Origin of the sequence: Streptomyces sp. NPDC050145, assembly GCF_044460245.1 — a bacterium.
GTDB lineage: Bacteria > Actinomycetota > Actinomycetes > Streptomycetales > Streptomycetaceae > Streptomyces.
Window position 1 is genome coordinate 64,274 of sequence record NZ_JBITJS010000026.1, and the last position, 21,520, is coordinate 85,793.

Here is a 21,520-nt window from a genome sequence, read left to right on the forward strand (position 1 = left end):
AGGACAGGACAACCATGGTCTCCATACGCTCCGCCAGCGTCGCCGGCACCGAGGTGAAGGCCGAACCGGACGCCGTACGGGCGCTCCTGCTCGACATCGTGGGCTGCGGCCTGCTGATGCCGGGTGTGGAGAGCCTCACGGCCGAGGACGGCGACGTCTACCACTATGTGCTGGCCACCATCTCCAACGGTGCCGTCAGCCACACCCCCGACCACCGCACCCGCTTCGACACGGCCGACGCGGCCCGGATCCGCTGGGAGCCGGTCGGTGCGCACAACTTCCGCTCCTGGGGGGAGTTCCGCACCGGTCACGGCACCGAACCCGGCACCACCTTCCTGGAGATCGACACGCGGTCCGAGGCGGACGTCGACATCGCCGCCGTGGTGCTGCCGCTGGTCGAGCCGTTCGCGCGGCAGCAGAGCGACCAGGTCACCGAGGGCTTCCTCGCCGCGATCAAGGAGCGGGTGGAGTCGGGCGCCGGGGTCGCGTCATGACCACGGTGTCCGAGGCCCCGGCGGCCGGCCGCACCCGGACCCGGGGAGTGGCCAAGCTGCTCTCGCTGCGCACCGCGGCGCCCGACACGGTCGTCCCGCAGCAGGACGCGTTCGAGACGTACTACCGGGACCGGTACCGGGACGTGGCGAAGGCGGAGGAGATCTTCCGCGGGTCGGGGGTGCGCACCCGGCACATGGCCTGGGATCCGCGCACCGCGTACGCGGACGGTTATCCGCCGATCAAGCCGCGGATGGCCGCCTGGGAGGAGAACGTCCTGGCGATGAGCCGCAGCACGGTGGGCGGCATCCTGAGCGCGGCGGATTCCGCCGGTCCGGCGGGCGCCGCGGGTGCGGACGGGTTCACCGACCGGATCGGCTCGTTCGTGATGGCCAGCTGCACGGGGTACGCGGGGCCGACCCCCGACATCCTGCTGGCCAAGGAGTTCGGGCTCCGCAAGGACCTGCGCCGCACCTTCATCGGGCACATGGGCTGCAACGCCGCGTTCAACGTCCTCAAGACCGCGTTCGACGCGCTGGCCGCCCGCCCCGACGAGCTGGTGCTGGCCGGCAGCGCCGAGGTCTGCTCCGTGCACCACCGCCCGGAGTTCACCGCCGAACAGGCCGTCGTGAACGCGCTGTTCGGCGACGCCGGGGCGATGACGCTGCTGGCGGCGGACGACGGCGGGGCGACGCCGGGGCCGGTGTTCCTGGGCACGCACACCGAGACCCACCCCGAGACCACGCACGCGATGAGCTGGCACATCGAGGACCAGGCGTTCCGGATGACGCTCTCCCCGTACGTGCCGTTCTACATCGGCGAGAGCATCGGCCCGTTCGTCGAGCGGCTGATCGCCCCGCACGGCCTGGGCGTGGGCGACGTACGGCACTGGGGCATCCACCCCGGCGGCCCGAAGATCATCGACTTCGTGGGCGAGAAGCTCGACCTGACGTCCAGTCAGCTCGCGCCGTCCCGGGCGATCCTCGCCGAGCACGGCAACTGCTCCTCCGCCACGATCCTGCTGATCCTGGACCGGATCCTGCGCGAGGAACGGCCCGCCCCCGGGGAGTACGGCGTGCTCATGGCCTTCGGCCCCGGACTGACCATGGAATCGGCGCTCGTCCGTTTCTGACCCCGCCCCGACCCGACGCATTCGAACCGAGGGACTTCCCGCCATGACGATCACGACGACGAGCGCGCTCGAACCCCGCTGGACCACCCCCGACCTGCATGCCGCCATCAAGGACCACTACGACGGGCTGATCGAGCTGTACGAGGACCTGTGGGGGGAGCACATCCACCACGGGTACTGGGCCGACGGCGAGCCCGACCGCGGGCGGCACGCCGCCCAGGTGCGCCTGGTCGAGGAGCTCATCGCCTTCGGCCCGGTGCCTCCGATGGCCAAGGTCCTCGACGCCGGCTGCGGCATCGGCGCCTCCGCCGTGCACCTCGCGAGCCGCCTGGGCTGCACCGTCGACGGCATCACCATCAGCGCCGAGCAGATCGGCCGCGCCGAGGCGAAGGCCGCCGAGGCCGGCGTCACCGACCAGACCACGTTCCGGCTGCTCGACGCGATGCACACCGACTACCCCGACGACACCTTCGACGTCGTGTGGGCGCTGGAGAGCTGCGAGCTGATGCCGGACAAGAAGGCGTTCCTCGCCGAGTGCACCCGGGTGCTCAAGCCGGGTGGCACGCTCCTGGTCGCCACCTGGTGCGCCCGCGACGAGAGCCTCGACGCCGACGAGACCCGGCTGCTGCACCGCATCTACCGCGACTTCGTGGTCTCCCACGTCCTCCCCCTGGAGCGCTATGCGGAGCTCGCGGGCGAGCTGGGCCTGGCCGACGTCCGCACGGCGGACTGGTCGGAGCAGGTGTGGGACACCTGGAAGCTGTCCACGGACATCGTCAAGCCGGTGGTCCGCGACCCCTCGGTGATCTGGAAGCTGGTCCGCGCCAAGGGCATGGACATCTTCCGTTTCCTCAACTCGGTGCCGCTGATGAAGCAGGCGTACGAGCGCGGGGTCATGCACTACGGGGTGCTGCGCGCGACCAAGCCGGCCGGGAGCTGACTGACATGACGACCTCCGCCCCCGCCGCGACGCCCGTCGAGTCGCTGGTCGCCGACCTGCTGACCCAGCCGTGGCTGATCGATCTGTTCGGTGAACTCGCCGAGCGCCAGAAGGCGTCTGCCGCGGCGACCGAGCAGCTGCGCGTCAAGGACGCCGCCACCCATGTCTTCTGGCCCTTCCACTCGCCGCAGTTCCCGCTGATGGTGACCGAGGCGCACGGCAGCCGCATCGTCGACGCCGACGGGAACACCTACACCGACTGTCACCTCGGCTTCGGCGCGCAGGCGCTGCACGGGCACAGCCCGCAGCCGGTGGTGGACTTCGTCCGTGACCACCTCACGACCACCACCGGCAACGGCTACTGCACGCCGGTCGAGGCCCAACTCGTCGATCTGCTGGGCGAGTTCGTGCCGCACTGCGAGAAGTTCGCGTTCCTGAACTCGGGCACCGACGCGACCGCGGCCGCCATCCGGCTCGCCCGGGCGCACACCGGGCGCCGGATGGTCGCCAAGTTCGAGGGCTCGCTGCACGGCGTGCACGACCTCGGCATGCACAACACGGCCTTCTGGTACCACGGCCATCCGACCCAGCCCTTCCCCGGCAGCACGCCGGACGGCGGCATCGAGCGGCAGTCGGCCCTCACGGGGGTGCCGGTCGCCGATGCGCGGGACCTGCTGGTGCTGCCCAACGACCCGGTGCGGGCCGTGGAGCTGATCGAGCGGCACAAGGACGAGTTGGCCTGTGTGCTGACCGAGGCGGCGTCCTCGTCGTTCCCGTTCGTGGAGCACACGGTCCCGCTCCTGAAGACGGTGTCCGAGCGCTGCCGGGCACTGCGCGTGCCGTTCGTCCTCGACGAGGTCCTCACCGGTTTCCGCTACGGTCCCGGCGGCGCCGCCGCGTACTTCGGCATCGAGGCGGACCTGTACTGCTACGGCAAGGTCCTCAGCGGTCTCGGCATCCCGCTGTCCGCGGTCGGCGGCCGGGCCGCGCTGCTCGACCACACCCAGACCTCCGGGCTCCCGCTGACCGACATCGGCCGCAAGACCTGCGTGCAGACCACCCACGCCGGCAACCACCTGGCGCTGTGCGCCTCGTACGCGAGCCTGCGGCTGCTGCACGAGCAGCGGGACACGTACTACACCGAGACCCGTGCGAAGGTCGCCCGGGTCCAGGAGCGGCTCGCCGCGTTCCGCGCCGAGACGGACATTCCGCTGCGGCTCGTCGGGTTCGGCGACTTCATCGGCTCGTTCGGCTTCCTGGAGCACGACTCCTACGACGACTACCGCGCGTTCGCCGGGTCGGTGAACCCCATCGCGTTCTTCCTGCTGACCCTGATGCTGCGCCGGCGCGGTTTCTACACGCTCAGCCTGCCGATGCTGTTCACCGGCGGCGCGCACAGCACCGAGGACCTGGACGCCCTGGTGTCGGCCGTCACCGACTCCGCGCGTGAACTCGACCGGCACGGCTTCCCGTTCATCCTGCCCGGGACCGGCCGGGCATGAGTGCCGGGACCGACGAGCGGGCCGACGCCGTCGTCGTCGGGGCGGGTCTGACCGGCCTGGTGGCGGCCGTGCGGCTGGCCTCCGCCGCCGGTCCCGGACGCAGGGTGCTGCTGCTGGAGGCCGGCGGCGAGCCGGGCGGGCGGGCCCGCACCACCGAGCACCAGGGCTTTCACCTGGGGCTCGGCCCGCGCGCCCTGTACCGCACCACCCGGGACCGGCTGCGGGCGCTGGGCGTACGCGTCCCCGGCCGGGCCCCCGAGTTGAACGGAGCCCTGGCCCTGCGGGACGGGGCTCTGCACCCGGGGTACGCGGCGGCCGGGCCGCTGCTGCGCACCGGTCTCCTCTCGCCCCGTGAACGGATCGCGGTGGCCCGGCTGCTGGGCCTGGCCCGCGGCCGCACCGACCTGGCCGGCACCGACGCCGCGCAGTGGCTGGGCGACCGGCTGCCCACCGAGCGGGCCCGGCAGGCGGCCTTCGCGGTGCTGCGCATGAGCAGTTACACGGGCCGCCCCGACATGATCGGCGCGGACGCGCTGTCGCTGCACTTCGCCGAGGTGCGGCGCGGTGTGGAGTACGTCGACGGCGGTTGGCGCACCCTGACGGACGCGCTGCTCGCGCGGGCCCGCGAGCTGGGCGTCGAGCTGCGTACGGGCTGCCGGTGCGCCGTCGTGGAGGGTGGGGAGCGCCCCCGGGTGGTGACCGCCGACGGGCATCCGGTGCGGGCCCGTTCGGTGGTGCTCGCCGGTCTGTCGCAGGGCGCCGCGGGCCGGCTCCTCGGCCTGACCGGGCCGGGCACGGGCGCTCCCCTCGCCCGGCCCCTGCACACCGCCTGCCTGGACGTGGCACTGAAGCGGCTGCCCGATCCGCGCCGCACGCTCGTCTTCGGTGTCGACGAGCCGCTGTACCTTTCGGTGTTCTCGCGCACGGCCCGGCTGGCTCCCGAGGGGGGCGCCGTGCTCCATCTGACGCGCTACGACGACGGCTCGAAGCTCACCCCGGCCGAGGTCCGCAAGCGGCTGTACGAGCTCCTCGACCAGTGCCAGCCCGGCTGGCAGGACGCGCTGGTGCACGAGCGCTTCCTGCCGCGGATCACCACGATGACGGCCGTGCCCGAGGCGCGCACCGGCGGCCTGACGGGCCGTCCCGACGTGCGGGTCCCCGGTCAGCAGGGGGTCTTCGTGGCGGGTGACTGGGTCGGCCGTGCCGGTCTGCTCGCGGACGCCTGCGTGCTCAGCGGAACCCGGGCGGCCGAGGCCGCGGCCGCCCGTCTGTGAGGGCGGCCGCCGCCGCCCGCTGCCAGCCATCCCCTTCCGACACAACGGAGTTGCCATGCGTCCGATCCGTATCGCCGCCCTCGGGGGCTCGTTGCGCTCGGGCTCGGTCTCCGCGGCCGCGCTGCGGGCGTGCGCGGCGCGGGCCCGCCGGGCGGGAGCCGAGGTCACCCTGGTGTGCGGCACCGATCTCGTGCTTCCGCCCTACGACCCGGACACCACGAACCCCTGCGCCGCCGAGGTGCGGCTGCTGTCGGCGCTGCGCGCCGCGGACGGGGTGCTGCTGGCCAGCCCGACGTACCACGGCGGGATGTCGGGGCTGCTGAAGAACGCTCTCGATCACACGGAGGGGCTGGCCGGTGACGTCCCCGGCTACCTGGACGGACGCTCCGTGGGCTGCCTGAGCGTGGCGTGGAACGAGGTGGCGGGCGCGTCCGCGCTCGCCGCGCTGCGCACCTGCGCGCAGTCGTTGCGCGGCTGGGCCGTTCCGATGGGGGTGGTGGTGCCGGCCGGCACGGAGTTCGCCGCGTCCGGCGCCTGCGCGGACGCGCGCACCGCGCGCCGCCTGGACATCCTCACGGACCAGGTCGTGGAGTTCGCCGCGATGCGCCGGGGCGGCGCGTCAGCCGAGGCTGTCCAGGTCCCGCAGCTGTCGGTCCAGCGCCCGCTCGACCGGGCTCAGCGGAATGTCCGGCCGGACCCTCTCCAGCGGGTGGGAGGGCGTGGACCGGGGGTGCTCGACGGGCACGTAGACCCACATCTGCCCTGCGGCGACCAGGCAGTTGTACGCCTTGTCCAGGACGCGGGCGATAACATCCAGGGGCCGGAACATCGGGGGCTCCTCTCGGCAGCCGTACACGACGGCGCGGCGCGGAGCCCCGATGGTCGGGGGCGGTGCTAAACGACGGCTAGGGCCGGTCATCCATGGCGTATGAAAACGTCACCCCCCACAAGTGAGGGCAGCACTGTCCGCTTGCGAGCGGTCATCGCAGAATTCTGGCCGTGAGACAGCGGCCCCCGCACGGAGAGTCTCCGTCCGCTCCTCGCAGCGTCCAGACATTCACTGCCCGGCACATTCAAGGGAGAGGTTTCCCCATGGTCAACGCAGTATCGTCCGGCTCTCACCACCTCGACGACACCACCCAGGCCCGCGGGGCCGGCCGGTCGCTGATGATCGAGGACCTGGACGGCGCGGGACAGTGCGACGTCGCGCTGTTCAGCATCTGCATCATCTCCGCCCCGGTCAACGACGCCAGAGGGCAGATCGCGGCATGACCGGTGCCGGGGAGCACAGAACCGGGACGGTGCGCCCGGACGACACTGCGCTGGTGGGCTTCAAGCGTCATCTCAGCCCGGTCGTGGTTCCCGGCGAAGCCGCCTATCTGGTCTCGCGGCGCGGGGTCACCGCGCTGCGCGGCCCCCAGGCGGAGGTCCTCGTGCCACTGCTGGACGGCACGCACACCGTCGACTCGGTGCTGCGTGAGGCGTCCCGGGCGATGCCCGCCGAGGAGGCGGGGCAGTCGCTCGACGCGCTGACCCGATCGGGGCTGCTGGGCTTCCGCCCGGCGGCCCCGGCCGGCGCCCCGGACGAACAGAGCGACCCGATGGCCGAGGCGTACTGGGACCTGGCGGGTCTCGACGGCCACCGGGCCTCGGCCGAACTGGCGGGCGCCGCCCTCGGACTGGAGGCGCTGCCCGGTATCGAGGCGGAGCCGGTGCGCGCCGCGTGCCTGGAGTCGGGGCTCTCGGTCGCCGCCGCGGGCGCCGCCCCCGCCGCCCCCGCCGCGCCGACGGGCCTCTCCCTCGTCCTGTGCGACGACTACCTCTCACCCGAACTCGCCGAGGTCGACGCGCGGCACCGCGCCGACGGAACGCCGTGGCTGCTGGCCAAGGTGTGCGGCACCGACCCGTGGGTGGGGCCGATCTTCCGTCCGGGGCAGGGCCCGTGCTGGTCCTGTCTGGCCGACCGGCTGCGCGGACACCGGCGTTCGGAGTGGCCGGTGCAGCGTGCGCTGGGGCTCGCGGGTCCGCCGGCGCGGCCCGCCGCCTCGCTGGCCGCGGGCCGTTCCATCGCCGTGCACCTCATGGTCCTGGAGGCCGCCAAGTGGCTGGCGGGGATGCGGTACCCGGCGCAGGACCTGGTGCACACCCTGGACACGATGCTGCTGCGGGCCTCCGCCCATCCCGTGCACCGGCGCCCCCAGTGCGCGGTCTGCGGCGACCGGGGCCTCGTGGCTCGGACGGTGGGCGCACCGTTCGTCCCGTCGAGCCGCCCGAAGACCATGCGCCACGGCAACGGGCACCGGGCCGAGGAGCCGGCGCGGACGCTGGAGCGCTACAGCCATCTCGTGGGGCCCGTCACCGGGATCGTGAAGGAGATCCGGCGCGCCCCGCGCACCCCCGACTTCGTCGACAGCTATCTGTCCGGCCACAACCTCGCCTTCAGCCCGCACAATCTGGCCGGTCTGCGCGCGGGCCTGCGGGCACTGAGCGGAGGCAAGGGGCTCGACCCGATCGAGGCGCAGGTCAGTGCGCTGGGCGAGGCGGCCGAACGGTACAGCGGTACGCGGCAGGGCGACGAGCCCGTCGTCCGGGACAGCTACCGCGCGCTCGGCGCGGACGCCCTGCACCCCAATGCCTGCCAGCTCTTCGGGGAGCAGCAACTGCGCGACCGTGAGACGTGGAACGCGCGGGGCTCGCACTTCCAGTACGTGCCGCGGCCGTTCGACGAGACCCGGCCCACCGAGTGGACCCCGGTGTGGTCGATGACGGCCGGGCGGCACCGGCTGCTGCCCACGTCGATGCTCTACTTCTCCAGCGGTGCTCCCGCCGAGGACGGACTGACCTGCGACTCCAACGGGAACGCGGCGGGCAGCAGTCCCGAGGACGCCCTCCTGCAGGGCTTCCTCGAACTGGTGGAGCGGGACGCGGTGGCCCTGTGGTGGTACAACCGCACCCGCCAGCCCGCCGTGGACCTCGACGCGTTCGCCGCACCCGAGGTGGACCGGGTGCGCGAGGGGTGCGCGAGGATGGGGCGCGAGGTGTGGGCCCTCGACCTCACCTCGGACTTCGGCATCCCCGTCGTCGCCGCGCTCAGCCGGCGCACCGACGCCCCCACGCAGGACGTGATCTTCGGCTTCGGCGCCCACTTCGATCCTCGGGTCGCCCTGCGCCGGGCGCTGACCGAGATGGGGCAGATGCTGCCGGCGGTGCTGCCGCGCCGGCCCGGCGGCCCCGGCTACGGGATCGACGACCCCGACGCCGTCCACTGGTGGCACACCGCCACGCTCGCCAACCAGCCGTACCTGACCCCCGATCCGCTCGACCGGGCGAGAGTTCCCGGGAGTTGGGCCTACTCGCCACGTGCCGATCTCCTGGACGACATCACCGCGGTGCATGATCTGGTGCGCGCCCGGGGTCTCGAACTGCTGGTCCTGGACCAGACCCGGCCGGATCTGGAACTGCCCGTGCTCAAGGTGATCGTGCCCGGCCTGCGGCACTTCTGGGCGCGGCTGGCACCGGGCCGGCTCTTCGACGTGCCGGTCGAGCTCGGCAGGCTGGCACAGCCGAAGCGGTGTGCCGACCTCAACCCTGTCCCGCTGTTCGTGTAAGGGCATCCGGTCAACATTCTGTCAACACGTGTCACTCACAGTCTTCACGTAGTTCCCATATGATCCGAGCCGAACTCACTGCGTTCGGAGCAGGAGTCCATGAAGGCCGATACACGCCGGGGGACGGGTCATGGGACTGCGTAAGCGTCTGGCAGATGCATCGATAGGCGCTCCTCCGACCGGAACCCGGTCGGGCCTGGCGCTGCCCGGGCCGCGGCTGGCCCGGGTCATCCTGCGCGTGGCCCTGCTGTCCTACACGTCCATCACGGCGCTGAACGTGTTCAGTACGAACCTGAGCTCCACCGGCCGGGCCGGCGCCGTCGCCGGACTCGTCGTGGTCTTCCTCATCCAGCTGCGGCACTCCTCGTTATGGGCCGCGCGCAGGCCGCCGCTGGACAAGGCGCTCACCCTGGGCACCCAACTCCTGCTCACCTACCTGCCGTTGTTCGTATACCACGCACAGTGGGGAGCGCTCGGCGGGTTCTTCGCCGGCTCGCTGCTGCTCCTGCTGCCGCCCCGGCCCGCCTGGACGCTGTTCGCCGCCACCGGGCTGAGCATGTTCCTGCCTCCGCTCCTGGCCGGCCAGGGGATCGTCGACTCGATCTACCTGTGCCAGTCCACCCTGCTGACCGGTCTGGTGGTCTACGCGCTGTCGCGGCTCAGCGAGGTGATCCAGGAACTGGCCGACGCGCACGGCGAGCTGGCCCGGCTCGCGGTGGTGCGGGAGCGGCTGAGGTTCGCCCGGGACCTGCACGACCTGCTCGGCTTCAGCCTCTCGGCGATCACGCTGAAGAGCGAGCTCGTGCACCGGCTGATCCCGACCCACCCCGAGCTGGCCACGCAGGAGGTGACCGACATCCTGTCCATCTCCCGCCAGTCGCTGGCCGATGTGCGGCAGGTCGCCAGCGGCTTCCGCGACATGTCGCTCGACCAGGAGGTCACCTCGGCCGAGTCGGTGCTGCGCGCCGCCGACGTGGAGGTGCGGCTGCGCGTGGTGGCGGGACCGGCCGATCACCAGGTGGAGAACGTCCTCGCCGCGGTGCTCCGGGAGGCCGTGACGAACGTGCTGCGGCACAGCAAGGCGAGCCGGTGCGCGATAGAGCTCACCGCCGAGCACGGCGGGATGACCCTCACGGTGGTCAACGACGGCGTTCCGGACGAGCCGACGGCGCCGTCCCCGCACGGCGGCAGCGGCCTGGGGAACCTCGCCCTGCGGGTGAGCGAGATCGGCGGCACCCTCAGCTCCCGCGTCCTGGCGGACGGCACCTTCGAGGTACGGGCCGTCACCCCACGACAGCCCACCAGGTGAGCGCACTCGGAACGCCGGTATTGAATCCTTGAACTTTCCATACTCGCACTGGCGTTCTGTTGGTAGAGTCCCCGCAGTTCAGGGCCCACGGAAAGCGGGCCTAGGGGGACGAAACGGGGCGGCACGTTGATTCGTGTACTGCTGGCCGAGGACATGCACATGGTGCGTGGCGCACTCGTGGCCTTGTTGAACCTGGAGCACGACATCGAGATCGTGTGCGAGGTCGAGAACGGGGACGACATCGTCCCGGAGGCTCGGCGACACCGTCCCGACGTAGCGATCATCGACATCGATCTGCCCGGCACCGACGGCCTCACGGCCTCCGCGAACCTGCGGGAGGAGCTGCCGGAGTGCCGCGTCCTCATCCTGACCAGCATGGGCCGCCCCGGCACCCTGCTGCGGGCGATGGCCGCCAAGGTGGACGGCTACCTGCTCAAGGACGCGCCACCGGCCGAACTGGCTTCCGCGGTACGGCGGGTGGGCGCGGGCATGCGTGTGGTCGACCCGCAGCTGGCGGTGGCGGCCTGGGGCGGGCAGACGAGCCCGCTGACGGAACGGGAGACCGAGGTCCTGCGGCTCACCTCGAAGGGAGCCGAGCCCTCGGAGATCGCGGACAAGCTCCATCTGTCCACGGGCACGGTCCGCAACTACCTGACCACCATCACCACCAAGCTCAACGCCCGCAACCGCCTGGACGCCGTCCTGATCGCGCAGGAATCGGGCTGGCTGCTGTGAGGACGCCGGCGCCGGCCGGTCAGCAGTCCTCCGTCATCCCCGCGGCGACCAGATAGCTGAGGACGGCCTGGGTCACCTCGGGCGGCAGCGGCAGGATCGCCGCGGCCCGGGACGGGGTGACCGGCCAGGCCAACAGGCCGACCACCCATACGGCCTCCGGCCGGTGCAGCTGCACCCAGTGCGCCGACCCGGCGGAGCGCAGCGCGAACCCCGCCGACTCCAGGGTCATCGACGCGTCGCTCATCAGCCGGATCAGACGCTGCGCGGACACTCCACGGGGCGTGAACCCGGCACCCTGCCGGGTCGTGATGACCGACAGCAGCGGACCCTTCAGGTCCTCCAGGCTCAGGGTGCGCACGATCAGATGGGACAGTCTGCGCAGCATCGGCCACAGCATCAGGTACGCGCCTCGGCCCGGCCCCGTCCCGTCGGCCGTCGGCTGACGCGTGCTGATGTTGGCCAGCAGGACGGGCCCCAGCTGCATCCTCCGGAGCGCCTCGCGCTCCACGGGTGTGGGCGCGCCGATCCGCTCTGTTCCGAATCGGCTGCGCAGCACCAACTCGTCCCCGGTGTCGTCCTGTTCGACGATCACGTCCTCGTGCAACGACCAGAGATGGAGCGCGCGGCTCTCGACGACCCGCGACATGTCATCCCCTTTCGTCGGGGCCCGATTCTTCCCGAGACGCCGTGCCCCCCGACAGAAAGATCGTCACTCGTCCCCCATGAATTTCTCATGTCCACCCGGTGCGGCGTCCCCCGTCGGGGGCTCGGCTTTGGTCGGTCGCAAGGGAGGCTTCCTACGGTTCGGCCATGACCGTGCAGACAGCAGACAGCCCACCGGCGCGGCCGCCGCACCGGTCCCGCCAGGTGCAGCGCGTGGACCGGGTCGTCATCCGGTTCGCGGGCGACTCCGGTGACGGCATGCAGCTCACCGGCGACCGTTTCACATCGGAGACGGCGTCGTTCGGCAACGATCTGTCGACTCTGCCGAACTTCCCGGCGGAGATCAGGGCGCCCGCAGGCACGCTGCCGGGCGTCTCGTCGTTCCAGCTTCATTTCGCGGACCACGACATCCTCACGCCGGGCGACGCGCCGAACGTGCTGGTGGCGATGAACCCGGCCGCGCTGAAGGCGAACATCGCGGATGTGCCGCGCGGCGCGGACATCATCGTGAACACGGACGAGTTCACCAAACGCGCGATGACGAAGGTCGGTTACGAGGCCAGCCCGCTGGAGGACGGCTCGCTGGACGCCTACCACGTGCACCCGGTGCCGCTCACGACGCTGACGGTCGAGGCGCTGAAGGAGTTCGACCTCTCCCGCAAGGAGGCCGAGCGCTCCAAGAACATGTTCGCGCTGGGCCTGCTGTCATGGATGTACCACCGCCCGACTGAGGGCACGGAGAAGTTCCTCAAGGCCAAGTTCGGCAAGAAGCCCGAGATCATGAAGGCGAACCTGGCCGCGTTCCACGCCGGCTGGAACTTCGGCGAGACCACTGAGGACTTCGCCGTCTCCTACGAGGTGGCCCCCGCGGCGAAGGCCTTCCCCCAGGGCACCTACCGCAACATCTCCGGGAACCTCGCGCTGGCCTACGGACTCGTCGCCGCGTCCCAGCGGTCCGAACTCCCCCTGTTCCTGGGTTCGTACCCGATCACGCCGGCCTCGGACATCCTGCACGAGCTGTCCAAGCACAAGAACTTCGGCGTGCGCACCTTCCAGGCCGAGGACGAGATCGCCGGCATCGGCGCCGCACTCGGCGCGGCCTTCGGCGGTTCCCTGGCCGTGACGACGACGTCCGGCCCGGGTGTGGCCCTCAAGTCCGAGACGATCGGCCTCGCCGTGTCGCTCGAACTGCCCCTGCTCGTCGTCGACATCCAGCGCGGCGGCCCCTCGACGGGGCTCCCGACGAAGACCGAGCAGGCGGATCTGTTGCAGGCGATGTACGGCAGGAACGGTGAAGCACCCGTACCGGTCGTCGCGCCGAAGACGGCGGCGGACTGCTTCGACGCCGCCCTGGAGGCGGCCCGGATCGCGGTCACCTACCGCACCCCGGTTTTCCTCCTCTCCGACGGCTACCTCGCCAACGGCAGCGAGCCCTGGCGGATCCCGGAGGTCGACGAACTCCCCGACCTGCGCACCCAGTTCGCCCAGGGCCCCAACCACACCCTGGACGACGGCACCGAGGTCTTCTGGCCCTACAAGCGCGACCCGCAGACCCTGGCCCGCCCGTGGGCGATCCCCGGCACCCCCGGCCTCGAGCACCGCATCGGCGGCATCGAGAAGCAGGACGGCACCGGCAACATCTCCTACGACCCGGCCAACCACGAGCTCATGGTCCGCACCCGCCAGGCCAAGATCGACGGCATCCAGGTGCCCGACCTCGAGGTCGACGACCCGAGCGGTGGCGCCGACACCCTCGTCCTCGGCTGGGGTTCGACCTACGGGCCCATCACCGCCGCCGTCCGCCGCCTGCGCACCGCCGGCGAGACCATCGCCCAGGCCCACCTGCGCCACCTCAACCCGTTCCCCGCGAACCTCGGCGACGTACTGGCCCGGTACGAGCGCGTCGTCGTCCCCGAGATGAACCTCGGGCAGCTTGCCATGCTCATCCGGGCGAAGTACCTGGTCGACGTCCACTCCTACAACCAGGTCAACGGCATGCCGTTCAAGGCCGAGCAGCTGGCCCACGTACTGGAGGAAGTGTTCCATGCCCGTTGAACTCCCTCTCCTGGCCAAGGACTTCAAGTCCGACCAGGAGGTGCGCTGGTGCCCGGGATGCGGTGACTACGCGATCCTCGCGGCCGTGCAGGGCTTCATGCCCGAACTCGGCCTCGCCAAGGAGAACATCGTCTTCGTCTCCGGCATCGGCTGCTCCTCCCGCTTCCCGTACTACATGAACACCTACGGGATGCACTCCATCCACGGCCGCGCCCCCGCCATCGCCACCGGCCTCGCCTCCTCCCGCCGCGACCTCAGCGTCTGGGTCGTGACCGGCGACGGCGACGCCCTCTCCATCGGCGGCAACCACCTCATCCACGCCCTGCGCCGCAACGTCAACCTCAAGATCCTGCTGTTCAACAACCGGATCTACGGGCTCACCAAGGGCCAGTACTCCCCCACCTCCGAGGTCGGCAAGATCACCAAGTCGACACCGATGGGCTCGCTCGACGCGCCCATCAACCCGGTGTCGCTCGCGATCGGGGCCAACGCCTCCTTCGTCGCGCGGACCGTGGACTCCGACCGCAAGCACCTCACCTCCGTCCTGCGGGCCGCGGCCGCGCACCCGGGGACCGCGCTCGTGGAGATCTACCAGAACTGCAACATCTTCAACGACGGCGCCTTCGACGCCCTGAAGGACAAGCAGCGGGCGCAGGAGAGCGTGATCCGGCTCGAGCACGGGCAGCCGATCACCTTCGGGACCGACGGGGCGAAGGGCGTCGTGCGCGACCGCGCCACCGGCGACCTGAAGGTCGTCGACGTCACCGACGGCAACCGGGCCGAGGTCCTCGTGCACGACGCCCACACGGCCTCGCCGACCTTCGCCTTCGCCCTGTCCCGGCTCGCCGACCCGGACACCCTGCACCACACTCCCATCGGCGTCTTCCGCGATGTCGAACGGGCCGTCTACGACGTGCAGATGTCCGACCAGCTCGACGACGCCATCACCCTGAACGGCAAGGGCGAACTCGGCGCCCTGCTCGCCGGCACCGACACCTGGACCGTGGAGCGTTCCTCATGACCTACGTCATCGCCCAGCCCTGCGTGGACCTCAAGGACAAGGCCTGCGTCGACGAGTGCCCGGTCGACTGCATCTACGAGGGCCCGCGCAAGATGTACATCAACCCCGACGAGTGCGTGGACTGCGGCGCCTGCGAGCCGGTCTGCCCGGTCGAGGCCATCTTCTACGAGGACGCGGTGCCGGACGAGTGGGCGGGGTACGGCACCGCCGACCGGGAGATCTTCGCCGAGGTCGGTTCGCCTGCCGGGGCCAGCGGCATCGCACCGTTCGCCACGGACCATCCGGTGGTGGAACGGGCACCGGTGAGCGAGCCGAGCTAGGCCCCCAAGGACCTGGATCCCTGCGCCGAGGATCTGTCCGGGAGGCGGTCCGGGAGGCGGCCTTCACCTCCTCTCCCGTGGTTCTTCAGTGGGCCGGGAGACGGTGATGACGAGAGCACCCGCATGCTCGCCGACGCCACCGCGCGCCATCGTCCGGACTCCGTCGTAGAGGACTCTCCATGAATCTCTCCTCCTCACCGTCCACCACCGGCCCGTCCACCGATCTGTCCCCCGGCTCGCTGCCCACCGGTCGGGCCGGTGTGGTCACGGACGTCGCACCGTTGCAGGTGCCGCCGCCCGCGGCGGCCTTCCTCGGGCCGCACCATCTCGTCCACCGGCCTGACACCCCGGAAGGCTTCCTGCTCTCCGCCACCCCTCCCGGCCGGCACCGTTTCGGCTTCTCCGCTCGGCTGTCCGACGGGCATCCGCTGTTCTCCGACTCCACCGCCCCGTTCCACGACGTGCTGTACCCGATGGAGTCCCTGCGGCAGATGGCGATCTTCGCCGCGGGCCGCTACTTCCGGGTACCGGCGAACCGGCGGATCCTGCTGGCCGACTGCGCGTTCGCCATCACCGGGCTGTCCGCGTGGCAGCGTGACGCGCCTGCCGACGCCCGGCTCACGCTCGACCTCGATCTGACACCGGCCGACGTGGTCAACGGAGTGCCGCGGTCGATGGACTGCGAGGCGTCGATCAGCATCGACGACGAGGAGTGCGGGACGGTCCGGGCCCGGCTGGTGTTCCTGATGCCGGGCGTCTACCGCAACCACCGGGCGAACTCGCGCAGGGAGAGCGAGCTGACGGCGGACGGCAACAGCGGGCTGCCGCCCGGGCACGGGGCCCCGGGCGCCGAACTCGTCGGCCGGTGCAGCCTGCGCAACGTACTGATCGGGCTGCCTCTGGAGGAGGACGAGGAGTCCCTGACCTTCCCGGTCAACATCCCCGCCGCCCGTGAGGTACTGCCCGACTCGGGGTCGGAGGTGCCCGCCGCGCTGTTCCTCGAGGCGTCCCGACAGGCCGCGCTGTTCGGGGTCGGTGAGCTGTACGGCCTCACGCCGGGGCACGCCGTCCTGACGCGGTGGGAAGCCGTGTTCCGCGGGTTCGCCGAGCCGGGCCTGCCGCTTCTGTGCTCGGTGCAGCCGCAGCACCGAGGCGCTCCGGGCGAGGTGCGACGGGATGCCGCGGGGCGCCCCTTCGCGGAGCTCTCCATCGTGTTCACCCAAGGGATACGGGTTGTGGCGGAGGTCAGTACCTCCGTCCTGCAGATCTGCTGACGGCCGCGCACCGGTGGGGGGCGGCACACACAAGGAGCAACCATGCGCTTTCAGGTACTGGGCCCGGTCCGGATGTCGCCGTGCACGCCGACGGCGGCCAAACCGCGCGTGGTGCTGGCGACCCTGTTGGTGAAGAACAACAGCGTCGTGTCCGCGCACAGTCTGATCGACGAGTTGTGGGGGACGACGCCGCCGCGCACCGCGTCCACGACACTGCAGGTGTACGTGTCGCACCTGCGCAAGGCCCTCACGGGGCCCGGCGGAGTACCGGGCGCCGACGGACAGCCGCTGCTGACCCAGCCGCCGGGCTACATCATGCGGGTGGCGCCCGAGGAACTCGATCTGATCCTTTTCGAGTTGCTGCGGGCGCAGGGCCGGTCCGCGTACGAAGAACGGAACTACGACGACGCGTCCCGGCTGCTGAGCGAGTCCCTGGCGCTGTGGACGGGCCCGGCGCTGTCCGGCATCCCGCACGGGGCCGCGCTCCAGTCCACGGCGATCCGGCTGGACGAGCTGCGCTCGGAGACGCTGGAGCAGCGGATCAGCGCGGATCTGAAGCTGGGGCGCCACCAGGAACTGATCGGTGAACTGATGGCGCTGGCCCACGAGTTCCCGATGCGGGAGAGCCTGCACGGGCTGCTCATGGTGGCGCTGTACCGGGCCGGGCGGCAGTCGGACGCCATCCAGGCCTACCACCGGATCCGTCGCACGCTCGTGGACGAGCTGGGGGTGGAGCCCGACAGCTCCCTCAAGCGCATTCTGGCCCGGCTGCTCGCCTCCGATCCGGCGCTCGCCTGGCATCCCGCGCGCGGCCGGGCCGACACCCCGGCACCGGGTCCCCGCACGGCCGCCGAGGCCACGCAGGCGTCGCCGGCCGACCTGCGTCCGCCGCTGTGGCTGCCGCCGCCGCTCGCCGACTTCACCGGCCGCGCCGAGGAGCTCGAACAGTGCACCCGGCTGCTCACCGGAACCGGCCGGTCCGTTCCTCGCATCGTGGCGGTCTCGGGACGGCCCGGGGTCGGCAAGACCGCCCTGGCGGTCCAGCTGGCCCGCGGGATCGACGGGTTCGCGGACGGCCGGGTGCTGGTGCCGCTGCGGGACTCGGCCGGGCGGGCACTCACCGCGCCTGCCGCCATGGCCGCGCTGCTGCGCCGTCTGCTGCCCCCGAGCCCGGGCGGCCCCGCGGCCGTCCCCGACGGACTCGACGACCTCACTGACCGGTTGCAGCACATCACCCGTGCCCGGGACCTGCTCCTCGTCCTCGACGACGCGGTGTCCGAGGCCCAGATCCGGCCGCTGCTCGCCGCGGTGCCGGACGCCGCGGTCCTGCTCACGGGCCGCCGGCCGCTGGCCGCCCTGGAACACGCCAGGCACCTGGTGCTGGACGGACTCGGGCAGGAGGAGGCCGAGTCGCTGCTGCTCACCACCGGGGGCCCGCGGATGGCGCAGGACCCGGCGGCGGTGACCCGGATCGCCCGGCTGTGCGGACGGCTGCCGCTGGCGCTGCGGGTCGCGGCGGGCGGGACGGCCGTGCAGCCGGACTGGACGGCGGCCGGGCTCGCGCGCCGCCTGGAGGACGAGCGCACCCGGCTCGCCGCGCTGTCGCTGGGCGACCTGGACGTGCGCAGCAGCCTGCTCACCGCGTACCACGAGGTGTCGGAGGCCGACCGGCACGCGTTCCGCCGGCTGGGTCTCGCGCCGGTGCCCGACTTCCCCGCGTGGGCCGCGCAGTCCCTGCTGGGCACCGCACCGGAGGCCGCGGAGGAGCTGCTCGGCGCGCTGGTGCGCGCCCAGCTCCTCGACGTACGGCAGGAGCCGGGGCCGGACGCCGTCCTCGACGGGGGCGTGCGGTACGGCTATCACACGCTGCTGCGCTCGCTGGCCCTGGAGATGCTGGCCGAGGTCGACGGTGAGGAGGCCGTGGCGGAGACGGTCGGCCGGCTCGGCCGGGCCTTTCTGCTGCGGGCCAGGGCCGCCGACGCGCAGCTGACCCCCGGCCGGGACCGGCTTGCGGGTGTGCTGGAGACGGCCTGCGGGGAACTGCCGGCCGGGGACACCGCGGTGAGCACGCCGCTGCGCTGGTTCCGGGCGGAGTCGGCGGGGCTGCTCGAGATGGTGCGGCGGCTGCACGGGGCCGGACTGTGGGGACTGACCTGCGCGCTGGCATCGGCGACGAGCGGCTACTACGAGGCCTGCGGTGTGTGGGACGACTGGCGGATCAGCCATGAGCTCGCGGTCGACGCGGCCCGCCGCAGCGGTGACGCGCTCGCGGAGGCCACGCTGCTGCGCTCGCTGGGCGATCTGGCGTGGCAGCGCCGGGACGCCGCGCGGGCCGTGGACCACCACCGGCACGCGGCGCGGCTGTTCGCGCTGACCGATGACGGGATCGGGGCGGCCCGCTGTGCCGCCGGGGAGGCCGACGTGCTGCTGGGGCAGGGCGAGTTCGGGCGGGCGGACGCGCTGTACCGGCAGGCGCTCGAGCGGGCCGCGGCCGAGGGGGACAGCCGCGGGTGCGCGGAGGCCGAGCGTGGCCTGGCGCTGGTCGCGCTCCTGACGGGCCGGCCCGCCGACTGCCTCGACTCGCTCGAACGATGCGCGAGCGCGGCCCGTGCGCTGGGCGACGTCCGCTGGCGCGGTTACGCGCTGCGGCTCGCCGGGCAGGTGCGGGCCGCGGGCCGGGGCACCGTCGCGTGGCCGCACCTCGAAGTGCGGCCCGGCGTCTGGCTGATGAGCGACGGGCCGGTGGCCGCGGGGGCGCTGCCCGCGGGCTGACGGGGGCGGGGTCCGGGCAGACGGCGGCCCCGTCGCGTCCTCAGGGACGTGGCGGGGCCTTGTGCCGCAGGTCAGGCAGGGCGCAGCGCGCGCAGGGTGGCCGGGTCGAGGTCCGGGAGGCCGGTCCGGCGGGGTGCCGGGCGGCGGTTGCGGAGCATCTGGCGCCACTGTTCGGGGCTGAAGCTGGCCGGCTGTGTCGTGGAGATGAAGTCGCGCAGCACCGACAGGAAGCGGTCGGGGTCGCTGCGGAAGGGGAAGTGGCCCGCTTCCTCGAAGATCTCCAGCCGGCTTCCCGGCATCGAGACGTGCCCGAGGCCGGCGTGCAGCGCCGGGACGACCCGGTCGCGGCCGCCCCAGACCAGCATGGTGGGCATGCCCTGGGCCAGGTAGCACCGGTCGAGCATGGTGCCGACCTGTCCGCGCCAGTCGACGACGGCGCGCAGGGTGCGGACGAACGCGTTGCGTGAGGTGGCGTCGGGCAGGGCGTCGACGACGCGCAGCAGGTCGGGGGCGTCGACGGCCAGGTCGGTGCCCAGCCACTGCAGGACCTTGACGGCGGCTCCCACCTGCCAGCGCATGGTGGGCAGTTGCAGCATCTGCAGGACCAGTTCGGCCCCGGGCAGGGAGGCGGCCCGCAGCAGCGGGGTGACGTGCCGGCTGACGCCGCCGGTGCCGACCAGGACGAGGCGCTCGCACCGTTCGGGGAACTGGTAGGCGAACTGCATGGCCACGGCCCCGCCCAGGGAGTGCCCCACGATGGTGGCGCGTTCGACGCCGAGGACGCTCAGCAGGTCCCGCATGCCGTTGGCGTAGGCGGCCAGGGAGTAGTCGGCCCGGGGTTTGTCGGAGTGTCCGTGTCCGAGCAGGTCGGGGGCGATGACCCGGTGGCTGCGGGCGAGGCCGGGCATGACGTCCCGCCAGGTGTCGGACGAGTCGCCGATGCCGTGGATCAGGAGGACGGGGTCGCCCTTGCCGGCCATCCGGAAGGCCCTGCGGTGGCCGTGCACGGTGCGGTGGCGCAGCCGGATTCCGGCGCCGCCGGCGCCGCGGGGTACGTACTGTGCGGACAGGGACACGGACGTCATGCCTCCTCGTGCCGCCCGTGGCGGCGGGTGTGACCGCGGCGGCCGTCGGTCGCGTACGGCGCCGGGGCGGGCCGGTGCCGGGTGGTCGTCAGATCGCTCTCGATGACACCGAGCGAGGCGAGCGACTGCCAGGGGCGTACCGTCCCGGTCGTGGCCTTGGGTGTGGGTCCGTCAGTCATGGCTGCGTCTCCTCGACGTCCGTACGGGCGAAAGGGTCGGTGGTGTCCTCTTCGGGTGTGGGGTGGTGCTGTGGCCGGGCGGGATACGGGTCAGTGCCGGCGGCCGGTGAGCCGGGACAGCAGCAGCTGGGAGAAGAGCCAGCGCCGCATCGCGCCGAGGTGGCCGGGCGAGCCGTGCACGTCGTCGAACGTCTTGACCCGCAGGTCGGGCAGTGCGGCGAGGAGCCCGCGCTCGGTGGCCGGGATGATCTCGTCGCGGCTGCTGGCGACGTACCGCACGGGTACGCGCACCTGCCTCAGCCGGTCGGTGCCGAGGGCGTGTTCGGGCAGGGTGGACCACAGTGCGTCGGGGTCGGCGGCCCCGGTGAGCCGGCACAGTGTGTCGACGGTGATGCGGGGGATCCGGGGCCGCCAGTCGGTGTCGGTGAAGAAGGCTCCGACGGGTGCCCCGACCGTCAGGATGCGGCGGATCCGGGTGTCCTCGGCCGCGGCGTGCAGGGCGAGGCTGCCGCTGAAGCTGAGGGTGAGCAGGGACGTGTCGGCGACGTTCGCCCGGTCGGACAGCTGGTCCAGGAGGTGCGGCAGCAGCTCCCAGGAGTCCGGCCGGTAGGACAGGGTGTTCTCGCCGACGCCGGGGAACTCGGTGACGACGGCGGCGAATCCGAGGCGCCCGAGCAGGGGCAGCAGTGGTGCCCACTGTTCCTTGACGCTGACGATGCCGCCCATGACGACCAGCAGGGGGCGGCGTCCGGCGGGGTGCAGGCCGGTGGCCCAGCAGGCCACCCGGCCGTTCTGGAAGGGGATGTCGAGCCGCTCGACGGCGCGGTCGCGGCGCCAGGTGTCGAACGACTCGACGCCGAGCCGTCCGGCGGCGGCCCTGACGGGGTCGCCGTGGTAGGGGAAGCGGGCGAGCGCGAAGTGGGCGCAGGCCTCCAGGTGGCGGCCGCGGACCGCGGCGGCGCGGCCGGCCCGGGTCCAGGTGGCGGCCCAGGACTCGGGGTCGCCGCGCCGGTCGTTGCTGATCCCGGACAGGATGCGGGCGGCCTTGCCCGGCGCCATGCCCTGTCCCCGGGCGTGCAGCAGGGCGAACTCCTTGAGCTCCGACAGAGGGTGCTCCGTCACAGCTGCCTGCTGCAGTTCTTGTCGGTCCATGATGGCT

The 21,520-nt window shown here is 72.2% G+C and carries 19 protein-coding genes and 1 pseudogene; 15 read left to right on the plus strand and 5 right to left on the minus strand.

Going from position 1 to position 21,520, the window contains the following annotated elements:
• The first annotated feature begins 14 nt into the window (after positions 1-14).
• The 6 genes and pseudogenes from ACIBTU_RS36295 to ACIBTU_RS36320 all read left to right on the plus strand — a co-directional run.
• The gene (locus ACIBTU_RS36295; protein ID WP_399130981.1) at positions 15-494 is read left to right on the plus strand and encodes a hypothetical protein; all 480 of its coding nucleotides are present in this window, start codon (positions 15-17) and stop codon (positions 492-494) included.
• Positions 491-1,624 carry a type III polyketide synthase gene (locus tag ACIBTU_RS36300; protein WP_399130982.1) on the plus strand — a complete coding sequence of 378 codons (1,134 nt, stop codon included), beginning with the start codon at positions 491-493 and terminating at the stop codon, positions 1,622-1,624. The genes ACIBTU_RS36295 and ACIBTU_RS36300 overlap by 4 nt, the downstream gene beginning before the upstream one ends.
• A gap of 43 nt (positions 1,625-1,667) precedes the next feature.
• Positions 1,668-2,564, plus strand: coding sequence for a methyltransferase domain-containing protein (locus ACIBTU_RS36305; protein ID WP_399130983.1), 897 nt, complete (start codon positions 1,668-1,670; stop codon positions 2,562-2,564).
• Positions 2,565-2,569: 5 nt separating this feature from the next.
• On the plus strand, positions 2,570-4,066 hold the full coding sequence (locus ACIBTU_RS36310) for an aminotransferase class III-fold pyridoxal phosphate-dependent enzyme (protein WP_399130984.1): 1,497 nt from the start codon (positions 2,570-2,572) through the stop codon (positions 4,064-4,066).
• The gene (locus tag ACIBTU_RS36315; RefSeq protein ID WP_399130985.1) at positions 4,063-5,340 is read left to right on the plus strand and encodes a phytoene desaturase family protein; all 1,278 of its coding nucleotides are present in this window, start codon (positions 4,063-4,065) and stop codon (positions 5,338-5,340) included. Before ACIBTU_RS36310 ends, ACIBTU_RS36315 begins: the two co-directional genes overlap by 4 nt.
• Before the next feature lie 55 nt (positions 5,341-5,395).
• Positions 5,396-5,830: pseudogene (locus ACIBTU_RS36320) on the plus strand (NADPH-dependent FMN reductase); the annotation flags it as partial.
• A 129-nt stretch (positions 5,831-5,959) separates the two neighbouring features.
• On the opposite strand, the gene ACIBTU_RS36325 reads toward ACIBTU_RS36320, so the two are convergent.
• Positions 5,960-6,259, minus strand: coding sequence for a DUF6059 family protein (locus tag ACIBTU_RS36325; RefSeq protein ID WP_399131007.1), 300 nt, complete (start codon positions 6,257-6,259; stop codon positions 5,960-5,962).
• A gap of 173 nt (positions 6,260-6,432) precedes the next feature.
• Between ACIBTU_RS36325 and ACIBTU_RS36330 the strand changes: the two genes are divergently transcribed.
• The 4 genes from ACIBTU_RS36330 (at position 6,433) to ACIBTU_RS36345 (ending at position 10,992) form a co-directional block, all read left to right on the plus strand.
• Positions 6,433-6,612, plus strand: a complete 180-nt coding sequence (locus ACIBTU_RS36330) for a hypothetical protein (RefSeq protein ID WP_399130986.1) — start codon at positions 6,433-6,435, stop codon at positions 6,610-6,612.
• Positions 6,609-8,948: a TOMM precursor leader peptide-binding protein gene (locus tag ACIBTU_RS36335; protein WP_399130987.1), complete on the plus strand. Its 2,340-nt coding sequence runs from the start codon at positions 6,609-6,611 to the stop codon at positions 8,946-8,948. The genes ACIBTU_RS36330 and ACIBTU_RS36335 overlap by 4 nt, the downstream gene beginning before the upstream one ends.
• Before the next feature lie 130 nt (positions 8,949-9,078).
• Positions 9,079-10,257, plus strand: coding sequence for a sensor histidine kinase (locus tag ACIBTU_RS36340; RefSeq protein ID WP_399130988.1), 1,179 nt, complete (start codon positions 9,079-9,081; stop codon positions 10,255-10,257).
• Between the two features lie 126 nt (positions 10,258-10,383).
• The gene (locus ACIBTU_RS36345) at positions 10,384-10,992 is read left to right on the plus strand and encodes a response regulator transcription factor (RefSeq protein WP_399130989.1); all 609 of its coding nucleotides are present in this window, start codon (positions 10,384-10,386) and stop codon (positions 10,990-10,992) included.
• Positions 10,993-11,011: 19 nt separating this feature from the next.
• Here ACIBTU_RS36345 and ACIBTU_RS36350 read toward each other — a convergent pair whose 3' ends face one another.
• Positions 11,012-11,638 (minus strand): NADH oxidase, encoded by a 627-nt coding sequence (locus ACIBTU_RS36350; RefSeq protein WP_399130990.1) that lies wholly within the window; start codon positions 11,636-11,638, stop codon positions 11,012-11,014.
• Positions 11,639-11,802: 164 nt separating this feature from the next.
• Between ACIBTU_RS36350 and ACIBTU_RS36355 the strand changes: the two genes are divergently transcribed.
• The 5 genes from ACIBTU_RS36355 to ACIBTU_RS36375 all read left to right on the plus strand — a co-directional run bounded on the left by ACIBTU_RS36355 (position 11,803) and on the right by ACIBTU_RS36375 (position 19,097).
• Entirely contained in the window at positions 11,803-13,710 is a 1,908-nt protein-coding gene (locus ACIBTU_RS36355) for a 2-oxoacid:acceptor oxidoreductase subunit alpha (RefSeq protein ID WP_399130991.1), read from the plus strand.
• Entirely contained in the window at positions 13,700-14,731 is a 1,032-nt protein-coding gene (locus ACIBTU_RS36360; RefSeq protein ID WP_399130992.1) for a 2-oxoacid:ferredoxin oxidoreductase subunit beta, read from the plus strand. Before ACIBTU_RS36355 ends, ACIBTU_RS36360 begins: the two co-directional genes overlap by 11 nt.
• Positions 14,728-15,051 carry a ferredoxin gene (gene fdxA, locus ACIBTU_RS36365; protein WP_399130993.1) on the plus strand — a complete coding sequence of 108 codons (324 nt, stop codon included), beginning with the start codon at positions 14,728-14,730 and terminating at the stop codon, positions 15,049-15,051. Before ACIBTU_RS36360 ends, fdxA begins: the two co-directional genes overlap by 4 nt.
• A gap of 179 nt (positions 15,052-15,230) precedes the next feature.
• The gene (locus ACIBTU_RS36370) at positions 15,231-16,325 is read left to right on the plus strand and encodes an AfsA-related hotdog domain-containing protein (protein WP_399130994.1); all 1,095 of its coding nucleotides are present in this window, start codon (positions 15,231-15,233) and stop codon (positions 16,323-16,325) included.
• Positions 16,326-16,367: 42 nt separating this feature from the next.
• Positions 16,368-19,097, plus strand: coding sequence for a BTAD domain-containing putative transcriptional regulator (locus ACIBTU_RS36375; RefSeq protein ID WP_399130995.1), 2,730 nt, complete (start codon positions 16,368-16,370; stop codon positions 19,095-19,097).
• 71 nt (positions 19,098-19,168) lie between these two features.
• On the opposite strand, the gene ACIBTU_RS36380 is transcribed toward ACIBTU_RS36375, so the two are convergent.
• The 3 genes from ACIBTU_RS36380 to ACIBTU_RS36390 all read right to left on the minus strand — a co-directional run bounded on the left by ACIBTU_RS36380 (position 19,169) and on the right by ACIBTU_RS36390 (position 21,513).
• On the minus strand, positions 19,169-20,182 hold the full coding sequence (locus ACIBTU_RS36380) for an alpha/beta fold hydrolase (RefSeq protein WP_399130996.1): 1,014 nt from the start codon (positions 20,180-20,182) through the stop codon (positions 19,169-19,171).
• Positions 20,179-20,361, minus strand: a complete 183-nt coding sequence (locus tag ACIBTU_RS36385; protein ID WP_399130997.1) for a hypothetical protein — start codon at positions 20,359-20,361, stop codon at positions 20,179-20,181. Before ACIBTU_RS36385 ends, ACIBTU_RS36380 begins: the two co-directional genes overlap by 4 nt.
• A gap of 90 nt (positions 20,362-20,451) precedes the next feature.
• On the minus strand, positions 20,452-21,513 hold the full coding sequence (locus tag ACIBTU_RS36390) for an alpha/beta fold hydrolase (protein ID WP_399130998.1): 1,062 nt from the start codon (positions 21,511-21,513) through the stop codon (positions 20,452-20,454).
• Between the last annotated feature and the right edge of the window lie 7 nt (positions 21,514-21,520).